The organism is Amycolatopsis sp. Hca4, assembly GCF_013364075.1.
In the GTDB taxonomy this organism is placed as follows: domain Bacteria; phylum Actinomycetota; class Actinomycetes; order Mycobacteriales; family Pseudonocardiaceae; genus Amycolatopsis.
In genome coordinates, this window is record NZ_CP054925.1 from 518,800 (window position 1) to 540,160 (window position 21,361).

Annotated in this window: 4 protein-coding genes and 2 pseudogenes; all 6 read left to right on the plus strand. The window is 76.5% G+C overall.

Features of this window, described 5'->3' with window-relative positions; translation table 11 throughout:
* Positions 1 to 12 precede the first annotated feature (12 nt).
* The 6 genes and pseudogenes from HUT10_RS49860 to HUT10_RS50375 all read left to right on the plus strand — a co-directional run bounded on the left by HUT10_RS49860 (position 13) and on the right by HUT10_RS50375 (position 21,338).
* The gene (locus tag HUT10_RS49860) at positions 13 to 1,338 is read left to right on the plus strand and encodes a beta-ketoacyl synthase N-terminal-like domain-containing protein (protein ID WP_217709538.1); all 1,326 of its coding nucleotides are present in this window, start codon (positions 13 to 15) and stop codon (positions 1,336 to 1,338) included.
* A complete protein-coding gene (locus HUT10_RS49865) occupies positions 1,335 to 4,016 on the plus strand; it encodes an acyltransferase domain-containing protein (protein WP_217709539.1) in 2,682 nt (893 codons plus the stop codon). The genes HUT10_RS49860 and HUT10_RS49865 overlap by 4 nt, the downstream gene beginning before the upstream one ends.
* A gap of 194 nt (positions 4,017 to 4,210) precedes the next feature.
* Positions 4,211 to 5,479 (plus strand): type I polyketide synthase, encoded by a 1,269-nt coding sequence (locus tag HUT10_RS50355; RefSeq protein WP_254897423.1) that lies wholly within the window; start codon positions 4,211 to 4,213, stop codon positions 5,477 to 5,479.
* Between the two features lie 118 nt (positions 5,480 to 5,597).
* Positions 5,598 to 19,461, plus strand: a pseudogene (locus tag HUT10_RS52025) (SDR family NAD(P)-dependent oxidoreductase); the annotation flags it as partial.
* 651 nt (positions 19,462 to 20,112) lie between these two features.
* A pseudogene (locus tag HUT10_RS52030) lies at positions 20,113 to 20,516 on the plus strand (ketoreductase domain-containing protein); the annotation flags it as partial.
* A gap of 396 nt (positions 20,517 to 20,912) precedes the next feature.
* Positions 20,913 to 21,338 (plus strand): acyl carrier protein, encoded by a 426-nt coding sequence (locus HUT10_RS50375; protein ID WP_254897424.1) that lies wholly within the window; start codon positions 20,913 to 20,915, stop codon positions 21,336 to 21,338.
* Positions 21,339 to 21,361: the final 23 nt, after the last annotated feature.

The window sequence follows — 21,361 nt, forward strand, 5'->3', positions numbered from 1 at the left end:
GGGAGCGAGACGATGACCAACTCGGAGAGCCAGTACATCGAGGCGCTGCGATCCTCGTTGAAGGAGAACGAGAGACTGCGCCGGCAGAACGAAGAGCTGCTCGCGGCCTCGGCCGACGAGCCGATCGCGGTGGTCGGCATCGGCTGCCGCTACCCCGGCGGGGTCGGTACCCCCGAGGAGTTCTGGGCCGTGCTGGCCGAGGGCCGGGACGTGATCACCGGGTTCCCCGCCGACCGCGGCTGGGACCTGGCCGCGCTCGGCGCGGGCGCCAGCGCCACCGACGGCGGCGGGTTCCTCGACGGGCTCGGCGAGTTCGACGCCGGCTTCTTCCGGATCTCGCCGCGCGAGGCGGTCACCATGGACCCGCAGCAGCGAATCCTGCTGGAGACCACCTGGGAGGCGATCGAACGCGCCGGGCTGGACCCGGCCACGCTCAAGGGCAGCCGGACCGGCGTGTTCGTCGGCACCACCGGCCAGGACTACGCCAACCTCGTCATCGCCGGCCGCGCCGACCAGCGCGTGCTGGCCAGCACCGGCACCGCCGCCAGCGTGCTCTCCGGCCGGCTGTCCTACGCGCTCGGCTTGGCCGGCCCCGCGCTGACCGTGGACACCGCCTGCTCGTCCTCGCTGGTCGCGCTGCACCTGGCCGCCACCGCCCTGCGCAACGACGAATGCTCGCTGGCCCTGGCCGGCGGTGTGACCGCGCTCTGCACGCCCAACCCGTTCATCGAGTTCACCCAGCAGGGCGGGCTGTCGGCGGACGGCCGCTGCAAGGCCTACGCCGAGACCGCGGACGGCACCGGCTGGTCGGAAGGCGCCGGCGTGCTGGTGCTGGAACGGCTGTCCGACGCCCGCCGCCACGGCCACCCGGTGCTGGCCCTGCTGCGCGGCAGCGCGATCAACTCCGACGGCGCGTCCAACGGGCTCACCGCCCCCAACGGACCGGCTCAGCAACGGGTCATCCGGGCCGCGCTGGCCGCCTCCGGACTGTCCACATCGGACGTCGACGTCGTCGAGGGGCACGGCACCGGAACCACGCTGGGCGACCCGATCGAGGCCCAGGCGGTGCTCGCCACCTACGGCCAGGACCGGGAAACGCCGCTGTGGCTGGGCTCGGTGAAGTCGAACTTCGGCCACACGCAGGCCGCCGCCGGGGTGGCCGGCGTGATCAAGGTCGTGCTCGCGATGCGGGAGAACCTGCTGCCGCGCAGCCTGCACGCCGAGCAGCCGTCGTCCCACGTGGACTGGACGGCGGGTTCGGTCGCGCTGCTCGCCGAGGCCACGCCGTGGCGCGCACCGGCAGGCCGCGCCGGGCCGGGGTGTCTTCGTTCGGCATGAGCGGCACCAACGCCCACCTGATCGTCGAAGAGGCCCCGCCCGCGCCGGCCGAGCCGGAGCCGGCCGCGGCCGGGGTGCCGGTCGCCGTGCCGTGGGTGCTGTCCGGCCGGACCGAAGCCGCCCTGCGTGATCAGGCCGCCGCGCTCGAGCACGCGCCGGCCACCCGCGAGGCGGATCCGGCCGACGTGGCGTTTTCCCTGGTCACCACCCGCACCACGCTGGACTGCCGGGCGGTCGTCGTCGGCACGGAGACCGACGAGCTGCTGGCCGGCGTGCGTTCGGTGCGCGAGGGCACCCCGGGCGCGGGGGTGGTGCTCGGCCGGCCCGGCAGCGGCGGCGGGCGTGGCGTGGTGTTCGTCTTCCCCGGCCAGGGCTCGCAGTGGGCGGGCATGGGCGCGGAACTGCTGACGCAGTCGCCGGTCTTCGCCCGCCGGATCGCCGAATGCGAGGCGGCCCTGCGTCCGTTCACCGGCTTCTCCGTCACCGACGTGCTGCGGGGCGGTCCGGCCGCCTTGGACCGGGTCGAGGTGGTCCAGCCGGTGCTGTGGGCCGTGCTGGTGTCGCTCGCCGAGGTCTGGCGCGCGCACGGCGTGCAGCCGGCCGCCGTGGTCGGCCACTCGCAGGGCGAGATCGCCGCCGCCTGCGTCGCGGGCGCGCTGTCCCTCGAGGACGGTGCCCGGGTCGTCGCGCTGCGCAGCAAGGCGATCGCCGAGCACCTGGCCGGCTACGGCGGCATGGTCTCGGTCACCGCGTCCGAGGCCGACGTCGAGGCCCGGCTGGACCGCTGGGCCGGCCGGGTGTCCGTGGCCGCCGTCAACGGCCCCGGCAGCGTCGTGGTCTCCGGCGACGTGGACGCGCTGGAAGAGTTCTCGGCCGCCTGCGCCGAAGACGGCCTGCGGGCCAAGACCGTGCCGGTGGACTACGCCTCGCACTCCGTCCACGTCGAGAAGATCCACCAGGAGCTGCTGTCCGCGCTGGCCGCGGTTTCCCCCGGCACCCCGGAGATCCCGTTCCTGTCCACGCTGACCGGCCGGTGGGTGGAGCCCGGCACGCTGGACGCCGGCTACTGGTACGACAACCTGCGCCACCCGGTCCGGCTGGAACCGGCCGTGCGGGAGCTGCTGGCGCACGGCAACGACGTGTTCATCGAGGTCAGCCCGCACCCCGTGCTGGCCATGAGCATCCAGGACACCATCGAGGCCGCCGGCGCCGACGCCGGTGTGCTCGGCACCCTGCGCCGCGACGACGGCGGCCGCACCCGCCTGCTCACCTCTCTGGCCGAGGCCCACGTCCGCGGCGTCCCGGTGGACTGGACCGCCTGGTGCGCCAGCGGCTGCCGCATCGAGCTGCCCACCTACGCCTTCCAGCGGGAGCGCTACTGGATCGAGCCCGGCGACCGCGTCGCCGACGCGGCCGGTCTCGGGCTGACCCCGGCCGGGCACCCGCTGCTGGGGGCCGGCCTTGAACTGGCCGGTTCCGGCGCCACGGTGCTCACCGGGCGGCTGTCTGCGGCCACCCGGCCCTGGCTGGCCGAGCACCGCGTGCTCGGCGCGATCACCGTGCCCGACGCGGTGTTCCTGGAGTGGGCCGCGCAGGCCGGCGACCGGGCCGGCTGCGGCACCGTCACCGGCCTCGCCGTCACCCGGCCGCTGGTCCTGGCCGAGGACGAAGTGGTCCGGATTCAGGTCACGCTGGGCGTGCCCGGCGAGGACGGGACGCGCCCGGTCACCGTGCACAGCCGCGCCGTCGACGGCGAAGACTGGCGGGAGCACGCCGCCGGCACGCTGGCCGCGCACCGGCCGCTGCCCGAGGCGCCGGCCGAGTGGCCGCCCGCCCACGCCACCGAACTCGACGTCGAAGAGCTCTACCAGGCGCTGGACCGGTCCGGCCTGCACCACGGCCCCGGCTTCGCCGCGCTCACCGCGGCCTGGCGCACCCGCACCGGGCTGTGCGCCGAACTCACCCTGCCCGCCGAGGCCGGAGAGGTCGCGGGCTACGCCCTGCACCCGGCCCTCACCCAGGCCGCCGCCGCGCTGGGCCTGGCCGGGCTCGCCCCGGCCGACGGTCCCGTCCTGCGGCCCGCTGGCAGGGGGTGTCGGTGTACGCCCAGGGGGCGACCGCGCTGCGGCTGCACGTCACGCCGGCCGGCCCGGACGCCGTCTCGCTGCTCGCCCTGGACGCCACCGGCGCCCCGGTGGCCGGCGTGGATTCCGTGTCGTGGCAGGCTTTCCCGGCCGAGTCGTTCGCCACCGCCGGGCCCGGGCACCGGGACGCGCTGTTCACCGTGGACTGGGTCGAACCGGCGGTGTCCGGCGGTGCGCTGGACACCGAAGGCTGGGTCGTGCTCGGGGACGAACCGCTCGGCGGCATCCCGGCCCGTCCCGGCGGCGTGGCCGGCCTGGACGCCGGACAGCCGCCCGCGGTGGTGCTGCTGCCGATCGGCTGCGAGACCACCGACGGCGGGCTGGCCGCGTCGGCGCGCCACGCCGTTTCCCGGGCGCTGCACGAAGTCCAGGCCTGGCTCGCCGCCGGGTACCCGGACGGCTCCCGGCTGGTCCTGCTCACCCGCGGGGCCATCGGCACCCGGCCCGGCGAACCGCTCGACGGCCTGGCCGGCGCCGGTGTCTGGGGCCTGCTGCGCTCGGCCCAGACCGAAAACCCCGGCCAGTTCACCCTGATCGACACCGACGGCGAACCCGATCCCGCGGTGCTGGCCGCGGCCCTGCGCCTGGGCGAACCGCAGCTGGCGGTGCGCGGGGGAGTCGTGCGGGTGCCGCGGCTGGCCCGCCCCGAACCGGCCGAGCGGCCGGGCTGGACCTGGAGCGGCACCGGCACCGTGCTGATCACCGGCGGCACCGGCACGCTGGGCGGCGTGCTGGCCCGGCACCTGGTCACCGAGCACGGGGTGCGGCACCTGCTGCTGACCAGCCGCCGCGGCCCGGACGCCCCCGGCGCCGAGGAGATCCGCGCGGAGCTGGCCGGGCTGGGGGCCGACGTCACCGTGGCCGCCTGCGACGCCGCCGACCGGGACCAGCTGGCCACCCTGCTGGCCACCGTCCCGGCGGAGCACCCGCTGCGCGGGGTGGTGCACCTGGCCGGCGTGCTCGACGACGGCGTGCTCACCGGCCTCACCGAGGACCGGCTCGCCGCCGTGCTGCGCCCCAAGGTGGCCGCCGCGGTCAACCTGCACGAACTCACGCGGGACACGGAGCTGGACGCCTTCCTGCTGTTCTCCGGCTTCGCCGGCATCCTCGGCAACGGCGGGCAGGCCGCCTACGCCGCGGCGAACACCTTCCTGGACGCACTGGCCCAGCACCGGCGGGCGCTCGGCCTGCCCGGCACGGCGCTGGCGTGGAGCCTGTGGGAGCAGCGCAGCGGCATGACCGGAGCGCTGGCCGAGGCCGACGTCGCCCGGCTGCGCCGCGAAGGCATCGTGCCGATCGGCACCGCGACCGGGATGGAGCTGCTGGACGCCGCGGCCGGCCTGGCCGGGCCGCTGCTGGTCCCCGCCCCGCTCACCCTGCGCACGATGGCCGGGCGGGCGGTTCCGCCGCTGCTGCGCGACCTGGTCCCGGCCGGCCGCCGGGCCGCCGGCAACGCCGTGGCCGCGGGCGACGGCCCGGGCCTGGCCGAACGGCTGGCCGGGCTCAGCGCGGGAGAGCAGGACAACCTGCTGGTGAACCTGGTGTGCCGGGGCGCCGCGGCGGTGCTGGGCCACGGCGCGGACGAGCACATCGACCGCAACCGCGGCTTCCTCGAACTCGGCATGACGTCGCTGACCGGGGTGGAGCTGCGCAACCGGCTCGCCGCCGAAACCGGGCTGCGGCTGCCGACGTCGATGATCTTCGACTTCACCACACCGTCCGTGCTGGCCGCGCACCTGCGCGGGGAACTCGGGCTCGACGGGGACGGCCCGGCCATCCTCGCCGACCTGGACCACCTGGAAGCGACCCTGTTCACCTCGGAGTTCGATCGGGAGACGCGGGCTCGCCTGCTCAAGCGCCTGGCCGCCCTCCAGTGGCGGCTCGAGGACGGTTTCACCGAAACCCCGGAAGCGGACGCCGAGGACACCGGCTCGCTCGACGCGGCGACCGACGCCGAGATGTTCGCGCTGATCAACTCCGAGCTCGGCCTGGACTGAGCACCGCGGCCCGACCGCCGAAACCGCCCGTGGCCCCCGGCCGCGGGCGGTTTCGCGTTCCCCGGTGCGCCCCGGAGAATTAGCAGCTTCCTGGTTGCCGGCAGGCAACTCTGGACCCATGACGAGCAACGAGGACAAGCTCCGTGACTACCTCAAGCTGGTCACCAACGACCTGCGGCAGGCCCGGCAGCGGCTGAAGGCCGCCGAGGCCCGCGACCACGAGCCCATCGCCGTGGTCGGGATGGCCTGCCGGTACGCGGGTGGCATCGACTCGCCGGAGGACCTGTGGCGGGCCCTCGACGCCGGCGAGGACGCCATCGGGCCGTTCCCCGACGACCGCGGCTGGGACGTCGAAGGCTTGTACCACCCGGACCCCGACCACCCCGGCACCACCTACGTGCGCGAGGGCGGCTTCCTGCGCGAGGCCGCCGGGTTCGACGCGGGCTTCTTCGGCATCTCGCCGCGCGAGGCACTGGCCATGGACCCGCAGCAGCGGCTCCTGCTGGAGGTCGCCTGGGAGGCGGTCGAACGGGCCGGGATCGACCCGGCCGGCCTGCACGGCACCGACACCGGCACGTTCGTCGGCGCCGTGCACCTCAACTACGGCACCGGGATCCCGCTGCCGCCGGAGGCCGAGGGCCACCGGCTGACCGGGACCACGTCGAGCGTGATCTCCGGCCGGGTGGCCTACCTCCTCGGCCTCCAGGGCCCCGCCGTCACGGTCGACACCGCGTGCTCGTCGTCGCTGGTCGCCCTGCACCTGGCCGCCCAGGCCCTGCGCGGTGGCGAGTGCTCGCTCGCGCTGGCCGCCGGCGTCACCGTCATGCCCAACCCGGCCGTGTTCGTCGAGTTCTCCCGGCAGCGCGGCATGTCGCCGGACGCCCGGTGCAAGGCCTTCGCCGACGCCGCCGACGGCATGGTGTGGGGCGAGGGGGTCGGCGTGCTGCTGGTCGAGCGGCTCTCCGACGCCGTCCGCCACGGCCACCAGGTGCTCGGGCTGGTCCGCGGCTCCGCGGTCAACTCCGACGGCGCCTCCAGCGGCCTCACCGCCCCCAACGGCCCTTCCCAGCAACGGGTCATCCAGGCGGCCCTGGAGAACGCCAGGGTCGCCGCGGACACCGTGGACGCGGTCGAGGGCCACGGGACCGGCACCACCCTCGGCGACCCCATCGAAGCCCAGGCCCTGCTGGCCACCTACGGACGGCAGCGCCCGGCCGGGCGGCCGCTGCTGCTCGGCTCGGTCAAGTCGAACATCGGCCACACCCAGGCCGCCGCCGGCGTGGCGGGCGTGATCAAGATGCTCCTGGCCATGCGGCACGGCCGGGTGCCGCGCACGCTGCACGTGGACCGGCCGTCGACGCAGGTGGACTGGTCCTCCGGCGCCGTGCAGGTGCTGTCCGAGGCGGTCCCGTGGCCGGAGTCCGACCACCGGCGCCGCGCCGGGGTGTCGTCCTTCGGCATCAGCGGCACGAACGCCCACATCATCCTGGAGCAGGCCCCGGACCCCGGCGACGCCCCGGAGCCCGAGCGGATCGCGCCGCCGGTCGTCCCGTGGCTGCTGTCCGCCCGCAGCCCGGAAGCGTTGCGCGCGCAGGCCGCCCGGCTCGCCGAAGACATCCCCGGCACCGACCTGGACCTGGCTTTCTCGCTGGCCACCACCCGGACCGCGTTCGAACACCGGGTCGCGGTGCTCGGCCCGGACCGCGCCGCGGCCCTGCGCGCGCTGGCCGACGGCGAACCCGACCCGGCCGTGCTGAGCGGGACCGCACTGGCCGGCCGGACGGCGTTCCTGTTCTCCGGCCAGGGAGCGCAGCGGCTGGGCATGGGCCGGGAGCTGCACGCGCGGTTCCCGGTGTTCGCCGCGGCCTTCGACGAGGTGGCCGCGGAACTCGACCGGCACGCCGGCCGTCCGCTGCGCGAGATCGTCTGGGGCGAGGACCCGGCCGCGCTGGAGGACACCGGCGGGGCCCAGCCCGCTCTGTTCGCCCTGCAGGTCGCCCTCTACCGGCTGGCCGAGTCCTGGGGCCTGCGGCCGGATTTCCTGGCCGGCCACTCCGTCGGCGAGATCGCCGCCGCCCACGTGGCCGGCGTGCTCGACCTGGCCGACGCCGCCACCCTGGTTTCGGCCCGGGCCCGGCTGATGGCCGCGTTGCCTGCCGGGGGAGCGATGCTCGCGGTCCGCGCGACCGAGGAGACGGTCGCCCCGCTGCTGTCCGGCCGGCTGTCGGTGGCCGCGGTCAACGGGCCCGCGTCGGTGGTGCTCTCCGGCGCCGAGGACGCCGTGACCGAGGCTGAGGAAACCCTTTCCGCACGAGGCATCCAGGTCAAACGGCTGCGGGTGAGCCACGCCTTCCACTCGCCGCTGATGGCGCCCATGCTGGACAGCTTCGCCGAAGCCGTGGCGGGGCTGCGGTTCGGCGAGCCCACCACGCCCCTGGTCTCCACCCTGACCGGGGCCCCGGCGGCCGCGGCCGACCTGCGCAGCGGCGACTACTGGGTGCGGCACGTCCGGGAAGCCGTCCGCTTCGCCGACGCGGTCCGCGTCCTGCACGAGGCCGGGGTGACCCGGTTCGTCGAGCTCGGCCCGGCCGGCGTGCTGGCCGCCGCGGTCGCGGACTGCCTGCCGGACGGCGACGGCCACCCGGCGGTTCCGCTGCTGCGCAAGGATCGTCCCGAACCGGAGGCCGCCGGCGCCGCGCTGGCCGCCCTGCACGTGCGAGGCGTGCCGGTGGACTGGCGGGCCTGGTTCGCCGGCTCCGGCGCGCGCCCGGTCCCGCTGCCCGCCTACGCCTTCCAGCACCAGCGCTTCTGGCCGGAGAAACCGGCCGGCGGGGTCGGCGACCTCGGCGCGGCCGGGCTGGACCGGACCGGGCACCCGCTGCTCGGCGCGGCCGTGGTGCTGGCCGACGACTCCGGCGCCGTCTTCACCGGACGGCTGTCCGTGCGCACCCACCCCTGGCTGGCCGACCACGTGGCCGGGGACCGGATCGTGTTCCCCGGCACCGGTTTCGTCGAACTGGCGGTGCGTGCCGCCGACGAGGTGGGCCGGAACCGGGTGGCCGAACTGACCCTGGCCGCGCCGCTGGTGCTGCCCGCGCACGACGCGGTGCAGGTGCAGGTCGTGGTGGCCGCGGCCGAGGACGGCGAGAGCCACACCCTGACCGTGCACTCCCGCCCCGACGGCGACCCGGACGCCCCCTGGACCCCGCACGCCACCGGCGTGCTGACCTCCGACGCGTCCGAAGTGGACACCGGCTTCGCGACAGCCTGGCCGCCGCCGGGCGCACAGCCCTGCGAACTCGACGGCTTCTACGACTGGTTCTCCGAGCACGGATTCCACTACGGCCCGGTGTTCCGGGGCGTACGGGCCGCCTGGCAGCACGAAGACACGGTGTACGCGGAAATCGCGTTGCCCGAAGACCTCGAGCCGTCCGGCTTCGGCCTGCACCCCGCCCTGCTGGACGGCGCCGTGCAGGCCGCAGGCGTGGCGCAGCGCGGCGGCGAGATGGCGGCCAGCATGCCGTTCGCCTGGAGCGGCGTCACCCTGCACGCGGCGGGTGCGGCCGAGCTGCGCGTGCGGGTCACCCGGCCCGACCCGCGCACCATGGCGATCCTGGCCACCGACCCGGCCGGCGCGCCGGTCGTCTCGGTGGATTCGCTCGTGCTGCGGGAAATCCCCGGCGAAACCCCGGGGGTCGACCGCAACTCCCTGTTCGACCTGACCTGGACCCCGGTGAACCTGCCGGCGGCCGGTCCCGCCCCCGCCGTCGTCGAGCTGATCGGCGAGGAGGAAGGCCCCGAGGCGGCGCGGGCCCTGGTCGCGCGGGCGCTGACCGCCGCGCAGGACTGGTTGGCCGCCGAAGCACCGGAAGGACCGCTGGTGTTCCGCACCCGCGGCGCGGTGGACGGCCGTGACCTGGCCGCCGCCGCGGTCTGGGGCCTGATCCGCACCGCCCAGACCGAACACCCCGGCCGGTTCGTCCTGCTCGACCTCGACCCCGACGACGAGAGGGGCGATCCCGCCGAGCTGACCGCCCGGGCCGCCGCCGGCGACGAACCCCAGGTGGCCGTGCGGAACGGCCGGCCGTGCGCGGCCCGTCTCGACCGGCTGCCCCCGCCGTCGCGGACCGTGCCGGTCGAGGGCCCGGTGCTGATCACCGGCGGCACCACCGGGCTCGGCGCGGAACTGGCCCGCCACCTGGTCACCGCGCACGGCGTCCGGCGGCTGGTGCTGGCCGGCCGCCGCGGCCCGGACACCCCCGGCGTGGCCGGGCTGATCGCCGAGCTGGAGGCCACCGAATCCCCGAGCCGGTCACGGTCACCGCGGTGACCTGCGATGTCACGGACCGGGAAGCCGTGCGTGCGGTGCTGGCCGAGCACGCTCCGGCCACCGTCGTGCACGCCGCCGGCGTGCTGGACGACGGCGTGCTGACCACGCTGGGCGCCGAGCAGCTGGACCGGGTGCTGCGGGTCAAGGTGGACGCCGCCTGGCACCTGCACGAGGCCCTGCCCGAGGCCACGCCGCTGGTGCTGTTCTCCTCCGTCGCCGGTGTCTTCGGCGGTGCGGGCCAGGCCAACTACGCCGCGGGCAACGCCTACCTCGACGCCCTCGCGCGGTACCGGCACGCCCTCGGCCGGCCCGGCGCCGCGCTGGCCTGGGGCGCCTGGGTGCCCACGGCCGGGATGACGGCCACCCTCACCGAAGCCGACCGGGAACGGCTGGCCCGGCAGGGGCTGCCGCCGATGACCGTGGCGCAAGGCGTGGCCCTGTTCGACGCCGCACTGGGCACCGGGGTACCGGTGGTGCTGCCGGCCCGGCTCGACTTGGCCGCGATCCGGGCGGCCGGAGCCGTGCCGTCGCTGCTGCGCGGCCTGGTGCGTCCCGGACGGCGGACCGCGGGCCGGGCGGCCGCCGGCGGCGAGCTGGCCCGGCGGCTGGCCGGGATGTCCGCCGACGAGCGTTCCGCCCACGTGCTGCGGCTGGTCCGCGGCGCGGTCGCGACCGTGCTCGGCTACGCCGGTGCGGCCGCCGTCGACCCCGCCCGCACTTTCGGCGACCTTGGCTTCGACTCGCTGACCGCGGTCGACCTGCGCAACCGGCTGGGCGCCACGACCGGGGTCCGGCTGCCCGCCACCCTGGTCTTCGACCACCCCACCGCGCACGCCCTGACCGGCTACCTGCTCTCTGAGCTGCTCGACTCGGGTCCGGTCACCGCCGTCCCGGCGCGGACCACGGCCGGCACCGACGAGCCGATCGCCATCGTCGGCATGAGCTGCCGCTACCCCGGCGGGGTGGCTTCCCCGGAAGACCTCTGGCGGCTGGTCAGCGACGGCGTGGACGCGATCTCGGACTTCCCGGCCGACCGCGGCTGGGACACCGCCGCGCTGTACCACCCGGACCCGGCCCACCCCGGCACCAGCTACACCCGCTCCGGCGGCTTCCTGCGCGACGCCGGAGCGTTCGACGCGGCCCTGTTCCGGATGAGCCCCCGCGAGGCGCTCGCGACCGACGCCCAGCAGCGGCTGCTGCTGGAGGCGTCCTGGGAGGCGTTCGAACGCGCCGGCATCGACCCGACGTCGCTGCACGGCAGCCGCACCGGCGTGTTCGCCGGCGTGATGTACAACGACTACGCCAGCCTGCTGGGCGGCCGCGGCTTCGAGGGCTTCCGCGGCAACGGCAGCTCGCCGAGCATCGCCTCCGGCCGGGTCGCCTACGCCTTCGGCCTCGAGGGCCCGGCCCTGACCGTCGACACGGCGTGCTCATCCTCGCTGGTGGCCCTGCACCTGGCCGTGCAGGCATTGCGCTCCGGCGAATGCTCCCTCGCGCTGGCCGGTGGCGTCACCGTGCTGTCCACCCCGCATGTGTTCGTCGAGTTCTCCCGGCAGCGCGGCATGGCCCCGGACGGCCGCTGCAAGGCCTACGGCGACGGCGCGGACGGCGTCGGCTGGGCCGAGGGGGTCGGCGTGCTCGTGGTGGAGCGGCTGTCGGACGCCCGCCGCCACGGCCACCCGGTGCTCGCGCTCGTCCGCGGCAGCGCGGTCAACTCCGACGGCGCGTCCAACGGCCTCACCGCCCCCAACGGCCCCTCGCAGCAGCGGGTGATCGCCGACGCGCTGGCCTCCGCCGGGCTGTCCACAGCGGACATCGACGTGGTCGAGGGGCACGGGACCGGCACGACGCTGGGCGACCCGATCGAGGCGCAGGCCCTGCTGGCCACCTACGGCCAGGACCGCGAAACGCCGCTGCTGCTGGGGTCGGTCAAGTCCAACATCGGCCACACGCAGGCCGCCGCCGGCGTCGCCGGGATCATCAAGGTGGTCCAGGCGATGCAGCACGGCCTGGTCCCGCGGACCCTGCACGCCGGGTCGCCGTCGTCCCATGTGGACTGGTCGGCGGGAGCCGTCCGGCTGCTCACCGAACCCGCCCCGTGGCCGGAAACCGGCCGCCCGCGCCGGGCCGGCGTGTCCAGCTTCGGCGTCAGCGGCACCAACGTGCACACCATCATCGAGCAGGCGCCACCCGAGCCCGCCGCTCCGGTCGCCGGGCCCGCCGCGCCCGCGGGCCCGGTGCCGTGGGTGCTCTCGGCCCGTTCCGCGGCGGCCCTGCGCGGCCAGGCCGCCCGGCTGGCCGAGCTGGCCGAAGGCGACCTGCTCGACGTCGGGCACTCCCTGGTCACGTCCCGGGCCGCGCTGGAACACCGGGCCGTCGTGCTGGGCGACGGCGCTGCCGAACTCACCGCCGGGCTGCGCGCCCTCGGCGCGGGGGAACCGGCCGCCCGCACCGTCACCGGCACCACCGGGGGCGGCAGCACCGTGTTCGCCTTCCCCGGTCAGGGTGCCTACTGGGTAGGGATGGCGGCCGAGCTCCTGGACACCTCGCCGGTGTTCGCCGCGAGCATGCAGCGCTGCGCCGAGGCGCTGGCCCCGCACGTGGACTGGTCGCTGACCGCGGTTCTGCGCGAGGCGGACCGCCTGGACCGGCTCGACGTGGCCCAGCCCGCGCTGTGGGCCGTGATGGTTTCGCTGGCCGAGGTCTGGCGGGCCCACGGCGTCCGCCCGGCCGCGGTCTTCGGTCACTCGCAGGGCGAAGTGGCCGCGGCCTGCGTCGCCGGCGCTCTGTCCCTCGAGGACGGCGCGCGGGTGGTCACCTTGCGCAGCAAGCTGATCGCCGAAGAGCTGTACCGCCGCGGCGGCATGGTTTCGGTCCCGCTGCCGCACGAGGACGTGCTCGGCCGGCTGGACCGCTGGGCCGGCCGGCTGTCGGTGGCCGCGGTGAACGCGCCCGGCTCGGTCGTCGTTTCCGGTGAGTACGCGGCGCTGGACGAGCTCGCCGAAACCCTGGCCGCGGACGGGATCGAGGCCAAGAAGGTGGCCGGCGACTTCCCCTCCCACTCGGCCCAGGTCGAGCGGGTCCGCGACCGGATGCTGGCCGGGCTGGCGGGCCTCGAGCCGCGCGCCGCGGACGTGCCGTTGCTGTCCACCGTGACCGGCGACTGGTGCGACACCACCACGATGGGCCCGCAGTACTGGTACGACAACATGCGCGAGACCGTGCGGATGACCGACGCCGTCCGGGTGCTGGCCGAGGCCGGGCACGAGCTGTTCGTCGAGGTCAGCCCGCACCCGGTGCTGGTGGCCGGCATCCGCGAGACGGCGGGCGCGGCGGCCGCGGCGATCGGCACCCTGCGCCGCGGCGAGGGGGTCCGGACCGGCTGGCCCGCGCGCTGGCCGAGGCCTACGTGCACGGCGCCGCCGTGGACTGGACTCCGTGGTACCCGGGTGGCCGCCGGATCGACCTGCCCACCTACGCCTTCGAACACCGGACCTACTGGCCGACGCCGAACGCCGGTCGCGCCGACAGCGGCCTCACCGAGGTCGGACACCCGCTGCTCACCGGTGCGGTGGAGGTGGCCGGAGGTGGCGGGGAACTGCTGTTCACCGGCCGCATCGGCACCGCGACCCAGCCCTGGCTGGCCGACCACGTGGTGTTCGGCCGGACCCTGTTCCCCGGGACGGGGTTCGTCGAATTGGCCATCCGGGCCGGCGACGAGGCCGGCTGCGGCCGGCTCGAGGAACTCACCCTGGCCGCGCCGCTGGTGCTGGCCGAGGACGAGGCGGTGCGGATCCAGGTCGCGCTGGGCGCCCCGGACACCGGCGGCCGCCGCACGGTCGGCGTGTTCTCCCGCCCGGCCGGGGAGCCGGACGCCCCGTGGGCCCGGCACGCGACCGGCACGCTGGCCCCGGACGCCGGACCCGCCGACGCGGGCTTCGACGCCACCGACTGGCCACCCCGCGACGCGGAGCCGGTCGCCGTCACCGAGCTGTACCAGGTCCTCGCCGAGCAGGGCCTCGCCTACGGACCGCTGTTCCGCGGCCTGCGGGCGGGCTGGCGCCGCGGCGGCGACCTCTACGCCGAGGTGGCCCTGACGGAGACCGCCGAAGGTGACCGGGCGGACGCGGGTTTCGGCCTGCACCCCGCCCTGTTCGACGCCGCCCTGCACGGCCTCGCGCTGGCCGGGCCGGGCCGGAGCCGGGTGCCGTATTCGTGGGAGGACGTCCGGCTCTCCGCCACCGGTGCGACAGCATTGCGGGTCCGCCTGCGCCCGGACGGCCCCGACACGGTGGCGCTGGCCCTGGCCGACCCGGCCGGCACCCCGGTCGCGTCGGTGGCCGCGCTGCGGGTCCGCGCCGTCTCCGCCGACCACCTGGCCGAGACCGGGCCGGCGGACAGCCTGTTCGGCGTGGACTGGGCCCCGATCACCCCGGACGGCCCGCCGGCGGACGTCCTCGCCGTGCTGGGTGAGCCATTGCCCGGGTTCGACGCGCCCGCCTGCACCGACCTGGCCGCGGTGCGCGGCGGCGCCGGGGTGGGCCGTGATCCGGACGGGTCGGCGGTGGATGTGCCCGCCCACGCCGACCTGGCCGCGGTGCGCGAACACAGCGGCACCGGGGTGGTACTGGTGCCCCTCGCGCCCGGTCACACCGCAGCGGCGGCGCACGCCCGCGCCGCCGAAACCCTGGCCCTGCTCCAGGATTGGCTGGCCGGACCGCCGTCGGCCCGGCTGGTGTTCCTCGCCGGGGACGACCTGGCGGCGGCCACGGCGAGCGGCCTGATCCGCTCGGCCCAGTCCGAGCACCCCGGTGCCATCGGCCTGGTCGAGATGGCCGGCGACGCCGACCTCCCCGAACTGCTGCCCCAAGCGCTGCGCAGCACCGAGCCCCGGCTCCGGCTGGCCGGCGGACGGGTGCTGGCCGCCCGCCTCGGCCGCCGCACCCCCGGCGCGCCCGCCACCAGCGCCACCGGGGCTGGTGCCGCCGAGGCCTCCGGGGCCAGCGCCACCGGCGCGGCTGATGCCTCCGGGGCGGGCGTCACCGGCGCAGCCATCGCCGGCTGGGACCCGGCGGGCACGGTGCTGATCACCGGCGGCACCGGTGGCCTCGGCTCCGTGCTGGCCCGGCACCTGGCCGAGCGGCACGGCGTCCGGCGCCTGGTGCTGGCCGGCCGGCGGGGCCCGGCCGCCGAAGGTGCCGGCGAGCTGGTCGCCGCACTCGGCGCCCTCGGCGCGGACGCCCGGGTCGTTGCCTGCGACCTGGCCGACGGGCCCGCCGTGCACGCCCTGGTGGGCGAGCTGGCCGCCGACCCGGACCACCCGCTCACCGCCGTCGTGCACGCGGCCGGCGTCCTCGACGACGGCGTCCTCACCGCGCTCACCCCGGACCGGCTGGCCGCGGTGCTGCGCCCCAAGGCCGACGCCGCCTGGCACCTGCACGAGGCCACCCGGGACCTGGACCTGGCCGCGTTCGTGCTGTTCTCCTCGGCCGCGGGCGTGTTCGGCTCGGCCGGGCAGGGCGCCTACGCCGCCGGCAACGCCTTCCTGGACGCCCTGGCCGAACACCGCCGGGCGCAAAGGCTGCCCGCTCGCTCGCTGGGCTGGGGCGCCTGGGCGCCGCACAGCGGGATGACCGCCGGTCTCACCGACGCCGACCGGGAGCGCATGGCCCGGCTCGGCCTGCCCCCGCTCACCGTCGAGCAGGGCACCGCCCTCTTCGACGCCGCACTGGCCGTGGACGCCGCCGCCGTGCTGCCGGTCCGGCTGGACCTGCCGGTGCTCCGGGCCAAGGGGGACATCCCGCCGTTGCTGCGCGGCCTGATCCGCGCCCCGCGGCGCCGCGCCCTGGCCGCCGCGGCCGCCGAGGACGGCCTGGGCCGCCGCCTGGCCGGACTGCCCGCCGAAGACGCGGCCGCGGAAGTCGGCGCGCTGGTCCGGCGAGCCGTCGCCGCCGTGCTGGGCCACGACACCCCGGCCGCCGTGGAGCCGGACCGCTCGTTCGGCGACCTCGGCTTCGACTCGCTCACCGCGGTCGAGCTGCGCAACCAGCTCGGCACGGCCACCGGCCTCCGGCTGCCGGCCACGCTGGTCTTCGACTACCCGTCCGCGGCCGCGCTGGCCGGTCACCTGCTGGCCGAGCTCGTCGGTGGCGGCCCGGCCGCGGCCACCGCGGGACCGGCGCGCGGCACCGACGCCGACGACCCGATCGTGATCGTCGGCATGGGCTGCCGCTACCCCGGTGGGGTCGGCTCGCCCGAGGACCTGTGGCGGCTGGTGGCCGAGGAGACCGACGCGATCACCGGCTTCCCGGCCGACCGCGGCTGGGACCTCGACGCGCTCTACCACCCCGACCGCGAGCACGCCGGCACGTCCTACACCCGCTCCGGCGGCTTCCTGCACCAGGCCGCGGAGTTCGACGCGGAGTTCTTCGGCATGAGCCGCCGTGAAGCCCTCGCCACCGACGCCCAGCAGCGGCTGCTGCTGGAGGTGTCCTGGGAGGCGCTGGAACGGGCCGGAGTGGACCCGGCCGGGCTGCGCGGCAGCCGGACCGGCGTGTTCACCGGCATCATGTACAGCGACTACGCCGGCCTGCTGGACGGGACCGAGTTCGAAGGCTTCCGCGGCAACGGCAGCGCGGCCAGCGTCGCCTCCGGCCGCGTGGCCTACGTCTTCGGCCTGGAGGGTCCCGCGGTCACCGTGGACACCGCCTGTTCGTCCTCGCTGGTCGCCCTGCACTGGGCCGCGCAGGCCCTGCGCGCCGGCGAGTGCTCACTGGCGCTGGCCGGCGGGGCCACCGTGATGTCCCGGCCGAGCACCTTCGTCGAGTTCTCCCGCCAGGGCGGGCTCGCCCCGGACGGTCGCTGCAAATCCTTCGCCGAGGGCGCGGACGGCGTCGGCTGGGCCGAGGGCGTCGGCATGCTGGTGCTGGAGCGCCGCTCCGACGCCGAGCGCAACGGGCACCCGGTGCTGGCCGTGCTACGCGGCTCCGCGGTCAACTCCGACGGGGCGTCCAACGGCCTCACCGCGCCGAACGGCCCGTCGCAGCAGCGGGTGATCCGCCAGGCACTGGCGTCCGCCGGGCTGTCCACAGCGGACGTCGACGTGGTGGAGGGGCACGGGACCGGCACGACGCTGGGTGACCCGATCGAGGCGCAGGCCCTGCTGGCCACCTACGGTGAGGACCGGGAAGTTCCGCTGCTGCTGGGGTCGATCAAGTCCAACATCGGGCACGCCCAGGCGGCCGCGGGGGTCGCCGGGGTGATCAAGGTGGTCCAGGCGATGCAGCACGGCCTGGTCCCGCGCACCCTGCACGTCACCGAGCCCTCCAGCCAGGTCGACTGGGCCGGGGGCGCGGTGGACCTGGTGCGGGAACCGGTGGCCTGGCCCGAAACCGGCCGGCCGCGCCGGGCGGCCGTCTCCGCGTTCGGCATCAGCGGCACCAACGCCCACGCCATCCTGGAAGCGCCCGCTCCCGGCCCCGAACGGCCCGGCCCGGCCGACCCCGGGCTCGTGCCGCTGGTGCTCTCGGCCAAGTCCGAGACCGCCCTGCGCGCGCAGGCCGCCCGCCTGCGCGCCCACCTGCGCACCGCCGAACCCGGGCTGGACGGCGTCGGCTCGGCGCTGGCCACCACCCGCTCGCTGTTCCGGCACCGCGCCACCGTGCTGGCCGCCGACCGGGCCGAAGCCGTCCGCGCACTGGGCGCGCTGGCCGCGGGCGAACCCGACGCCGCCGTGGTGCGCTCCGGGACGGCCGAGGGACGCACCGCGTTCCTGTTCTCCGGTCAGGGCGCCCAGCGCCTGGGCATGGGCCGCGAGCTGCACGCCCGCTTCCCGGTGTTCGCCACGGCCTTCGACGAGGTGGTCGCCGAGCTCGACCGGCACCTCGACGGCCGGCTCGCCGAGGTCGTCTGGGGCGAGGACGCCGGCCTGCTGGACCGGACCGGCTGGACCCAGCCCGCGCTGTTCGCGGTCGAAGTGGCGCTCTACCGGCTGGTGGTGTCCTGGGGCATCACCCCGCACCACCTGGCCGGGCACTCCGTCGGCGAGATCGCCGCCGCGCACGTGGCCGGGATGTTCACCCTGCCCGACGCCTGCCGGCTGGTGGCCGCCCGGGCCCGGCTGATGCAGGCGCTGCCCGCCGGGGGCGCGATGGTGTCGGTCCGGGCCACCGAAGACGAGGTCACCCCGCTGCTGTCCGGGCCGGTCGACATCGCGGCGTACAACGCGCCCGGGACGGTCGTGCTGGCCGGCGCCGAAGAGGCCGTGCTGGCCGTCGCCGGCCGGCTGGCCGAGCGGGGCCACAAGACCAAACAGCTGGCGGTGTCGCACGCGTTCCACTCCGCGCTGATGGAGCCGATGCTGGCCGCCTTCGCCGCCGAGATCGCCGACATCACCATCACCGAGCCGAGCATTCCCGTGGTGTGCAACGAAACCGGGACGCTGACCGACCCGGCGCGGATGCGCGAACCCGGCTACTGGGTCGACCACGTGCGGCGGCCGGTGCGGTTCGCCGGCTCGGTCGCCGCGCTGCGCGCCGCCGGCGCCGGGATTTTCGTGGAGATCGGCCCGGACGCCGTGCTCGCCGCACTGGCCACCGAGTGCCTCGACGGCCAGTCCGCCCTGGTGCTGCCGGTGCAACGCGCCGGTCAGGACGAGGTCACCGCCGCGCTGACCGCGCTGGCCCGCCTGCACCAGGCCGGGGCGGCCGTGGACTGGCCGGCGTTGTTCGACGGCGCGCGCCCGGCCCAGCTGCCCACCTACGCCTTCCAGCACGAGCACTACTGGCCACCGGTGACCGGCCGGCGCGGCGACGTCACCGCCGCTGGGCTCAGCACCGCCGGGCACCCGCTGCTGGGCGCGGCCGCCCGCTTCGCCGAGGACGACGGGCTGCTGTTCACCAGCAGGCTGTCCGTTCGCACCCACCCGTGGCTCGCCGACCACGCCGTGTTCGGCCGGATTCTGGTGCCCGGCACCGCGTTCGTCGAGCTGGCGCTGCGCGCCGGCCGGGACTGCGGCTGCGCCGAGGTGGCGGAGCTGGTCCTGGGCGTGCCGCTGGTGCTGCCCGAACCGGGGGCGGTCCAGGTGCAGCTGCGGGCCGGCCCGGCCGGCGAAGACGGCCGCCGCACCGTCACCGTGCACGCCCGCCCGGACACCGGCGACGCTGCCTGGACCCAGCACGCGACCGGCACCCTGGTGCCGGTCGAGCCGGGGTCCGGCGCCGGGTCCGCGGCGGCGGAGTGGCCGCCCCCGGAAGCGGTGGAGGTGCCGGTCGCGGACTGCTACCCGGCCTTCGCCGAGGCCGGCTTCGGTTACGGACCGGCGTTCCGGAACCTGCGCCGCGTCTGGCGGCGCGACGGCGAGGTGTTCGCCGAGGTCGCGCCGCACGAGTCCGGCGCCGACCTGCGGCCCGGGGACTACGGCCTGCACCCCGCCCTGCTGGACGCCGCCCTGCACGCCTCGATGCTCACCGGCACCGGCGATGCCGTCCGCCTGCCGTTCTCCTGGGAAGGCGTGCGGTTGCACGCCACCGGGGCCGGCGCCCTCCGCGTCCGCCTCACCCGCGACGAGGGCGACGGGACGATGTCCCTCACGCTGGCCGACCCGGACGGCGGCCCGGTCGCCGACATCCGCGCCCTGCGCGTCCGGGCGCTGTCCGCCGACTCGCTGGCCGGCTCCGGGACCACCCCGCGTGACGCGCTGTTCCGGCTCGAGTGGCCGGCCGTGCCCGCCGGCACCGCCGCGCCCGGCTCGGTCGCCGTGCTCGGCGCCGACCCCCTCGGCCTGGCGGAAACGCTGACCGCGCAAGGGGTCCCCGTCACCACCCACCCCGACCTGGCCGCGCTGGCCGGCGACGAGACCGCCCTTCCGGACCTGGTCCTGGCCACCGCCGTCACCGACGACCCGGCCGCCGTGCACGAACGGACCGCGGCCACCCTCGCCCTGGTGCGGGACTGGCTGGCGCTGGACCGGCTCGACGGGGCCCGCCTCGTCCTGGTCACCCGGCACGCCGCCACCGGGGGCGACCCGGCCGCGGCCGCGTCCTGGGGGCTGGTCCGCACCGCCCAGTCCGAGCACCCCGGCCGGTTGCGGCTGCTCGACCTCGACGGCCCCGCGCCGGCGACCCTGGCCGACGCCCTCGCGATCGACGAGCCGCAGCTGGCCTTCCGCGACGGCGAGCTGCGGGCCGCCCGGCTGGCCCGCGCGGACGCCCCCGCGGCCGCCGGTTCCCCGTGGGACTCGGACGGGACCGTGCTGATCACCGGCGGAACCGGCGGCCTCGGCGGCATCCTGGCCCGGCACTTGGTCGCCGAACACGGCGTCCGCAAGCTGCTGCTGCTCAGCCGCCGCGGCCCGGACGCCGAGGGCGCGGCCGGCCTGGTGGCCGACCTCGTCGAGGCCGGCGCCGAGCCGACCGTGCTGGCCTGCGACGTCGCCGACCGCGCGGCGCTGGCCGCGGTGCTGGCCGAACACCCGGTCACGGCGGTGCTGCACGCCGCCGGGGTGCTCGACGACGGCACGATCGAGACCCTCACCCCGAACGCCTGGGCACCGTGCTGCGGGTCAAGGCGGACGCCGCCCGGCACCTGCACGAGCTCACCCGGGACCGGGAGCTGACGGCGTTCGTGCTGTTCTCCTCGGTCGCCGGGGTCTTCGGCGGCGCCGGGCAGGGCAACTATGCCGCGGCGAACGCCTACGTCGACGCGCTGGCCGCGTACCGGCACGCGGCCGGGCTGCCGGCCACCGCGCTGGCGTGGGGCCCGTGGGAGCCGGCGGGCGGCATGACGGGCACCCTCGACGCGGCCGGCCTGGACCGGATCCGCCGCTCGGGAGCGATCCCGCTGACCGCCGAGCAGGGCGTCGCGTTGTTCGACGCCGCGCTGGCCCGGCCGGAGCCGCTGCTGCTCCCGGTTTCGCTCGACCTGCCCGGGATCCGGGCCAAGGGCGTGATCCCGCCGCTGCTGCGCGGGCTGGCCGGCGCGCCGGTCCGGCACGCCGCCGGACCGGCGCCGGAACCGGCCGCCCGGGTGCGGGAAAGCCTGGCGGGCAAGAGTGCCGGACAACGGTACGAGCTCGTGCTCGAGCTGGTCCGCGACCAGGCCGCGATGGTGCTCAGCCACCCCGACCCGGACGGCATCGAGCCGGACCGGCAGTTCCGTGACCTCGGCTTCGACTCGCTGACCGCGGTCGAGTTCCGGAACCGGCTGGGCGCCGCCGCCGACCTGAAACTGCCGGCCTCGCTGGTGTTCGACCGGCCCACCCCGGCCGAGCTGGCCGACCACCTGCTCGGCCTGCTGGCCCCGGCCGAAGCGGACAACGCGGAAGCGGTGCTCGCCGAGCTGGACCGGCTGCAGGAGCGGCTGGCCGGCCTGGCCGCCGACGAGGTCCTGCACCAGAAGGTCGCCGGCCGCTTGGACGTGCTCAAGACCCGCTGGTCCGGCCGCCGATCGGCGGAAGCCGAAGCACCGGACTACGACACGGCGTCCGACGACGAGTTGTTTTCCCTGCTGGACCAGCAGCTCGGCCACTGACCACCCGCTTGGCGTCGCGAGGG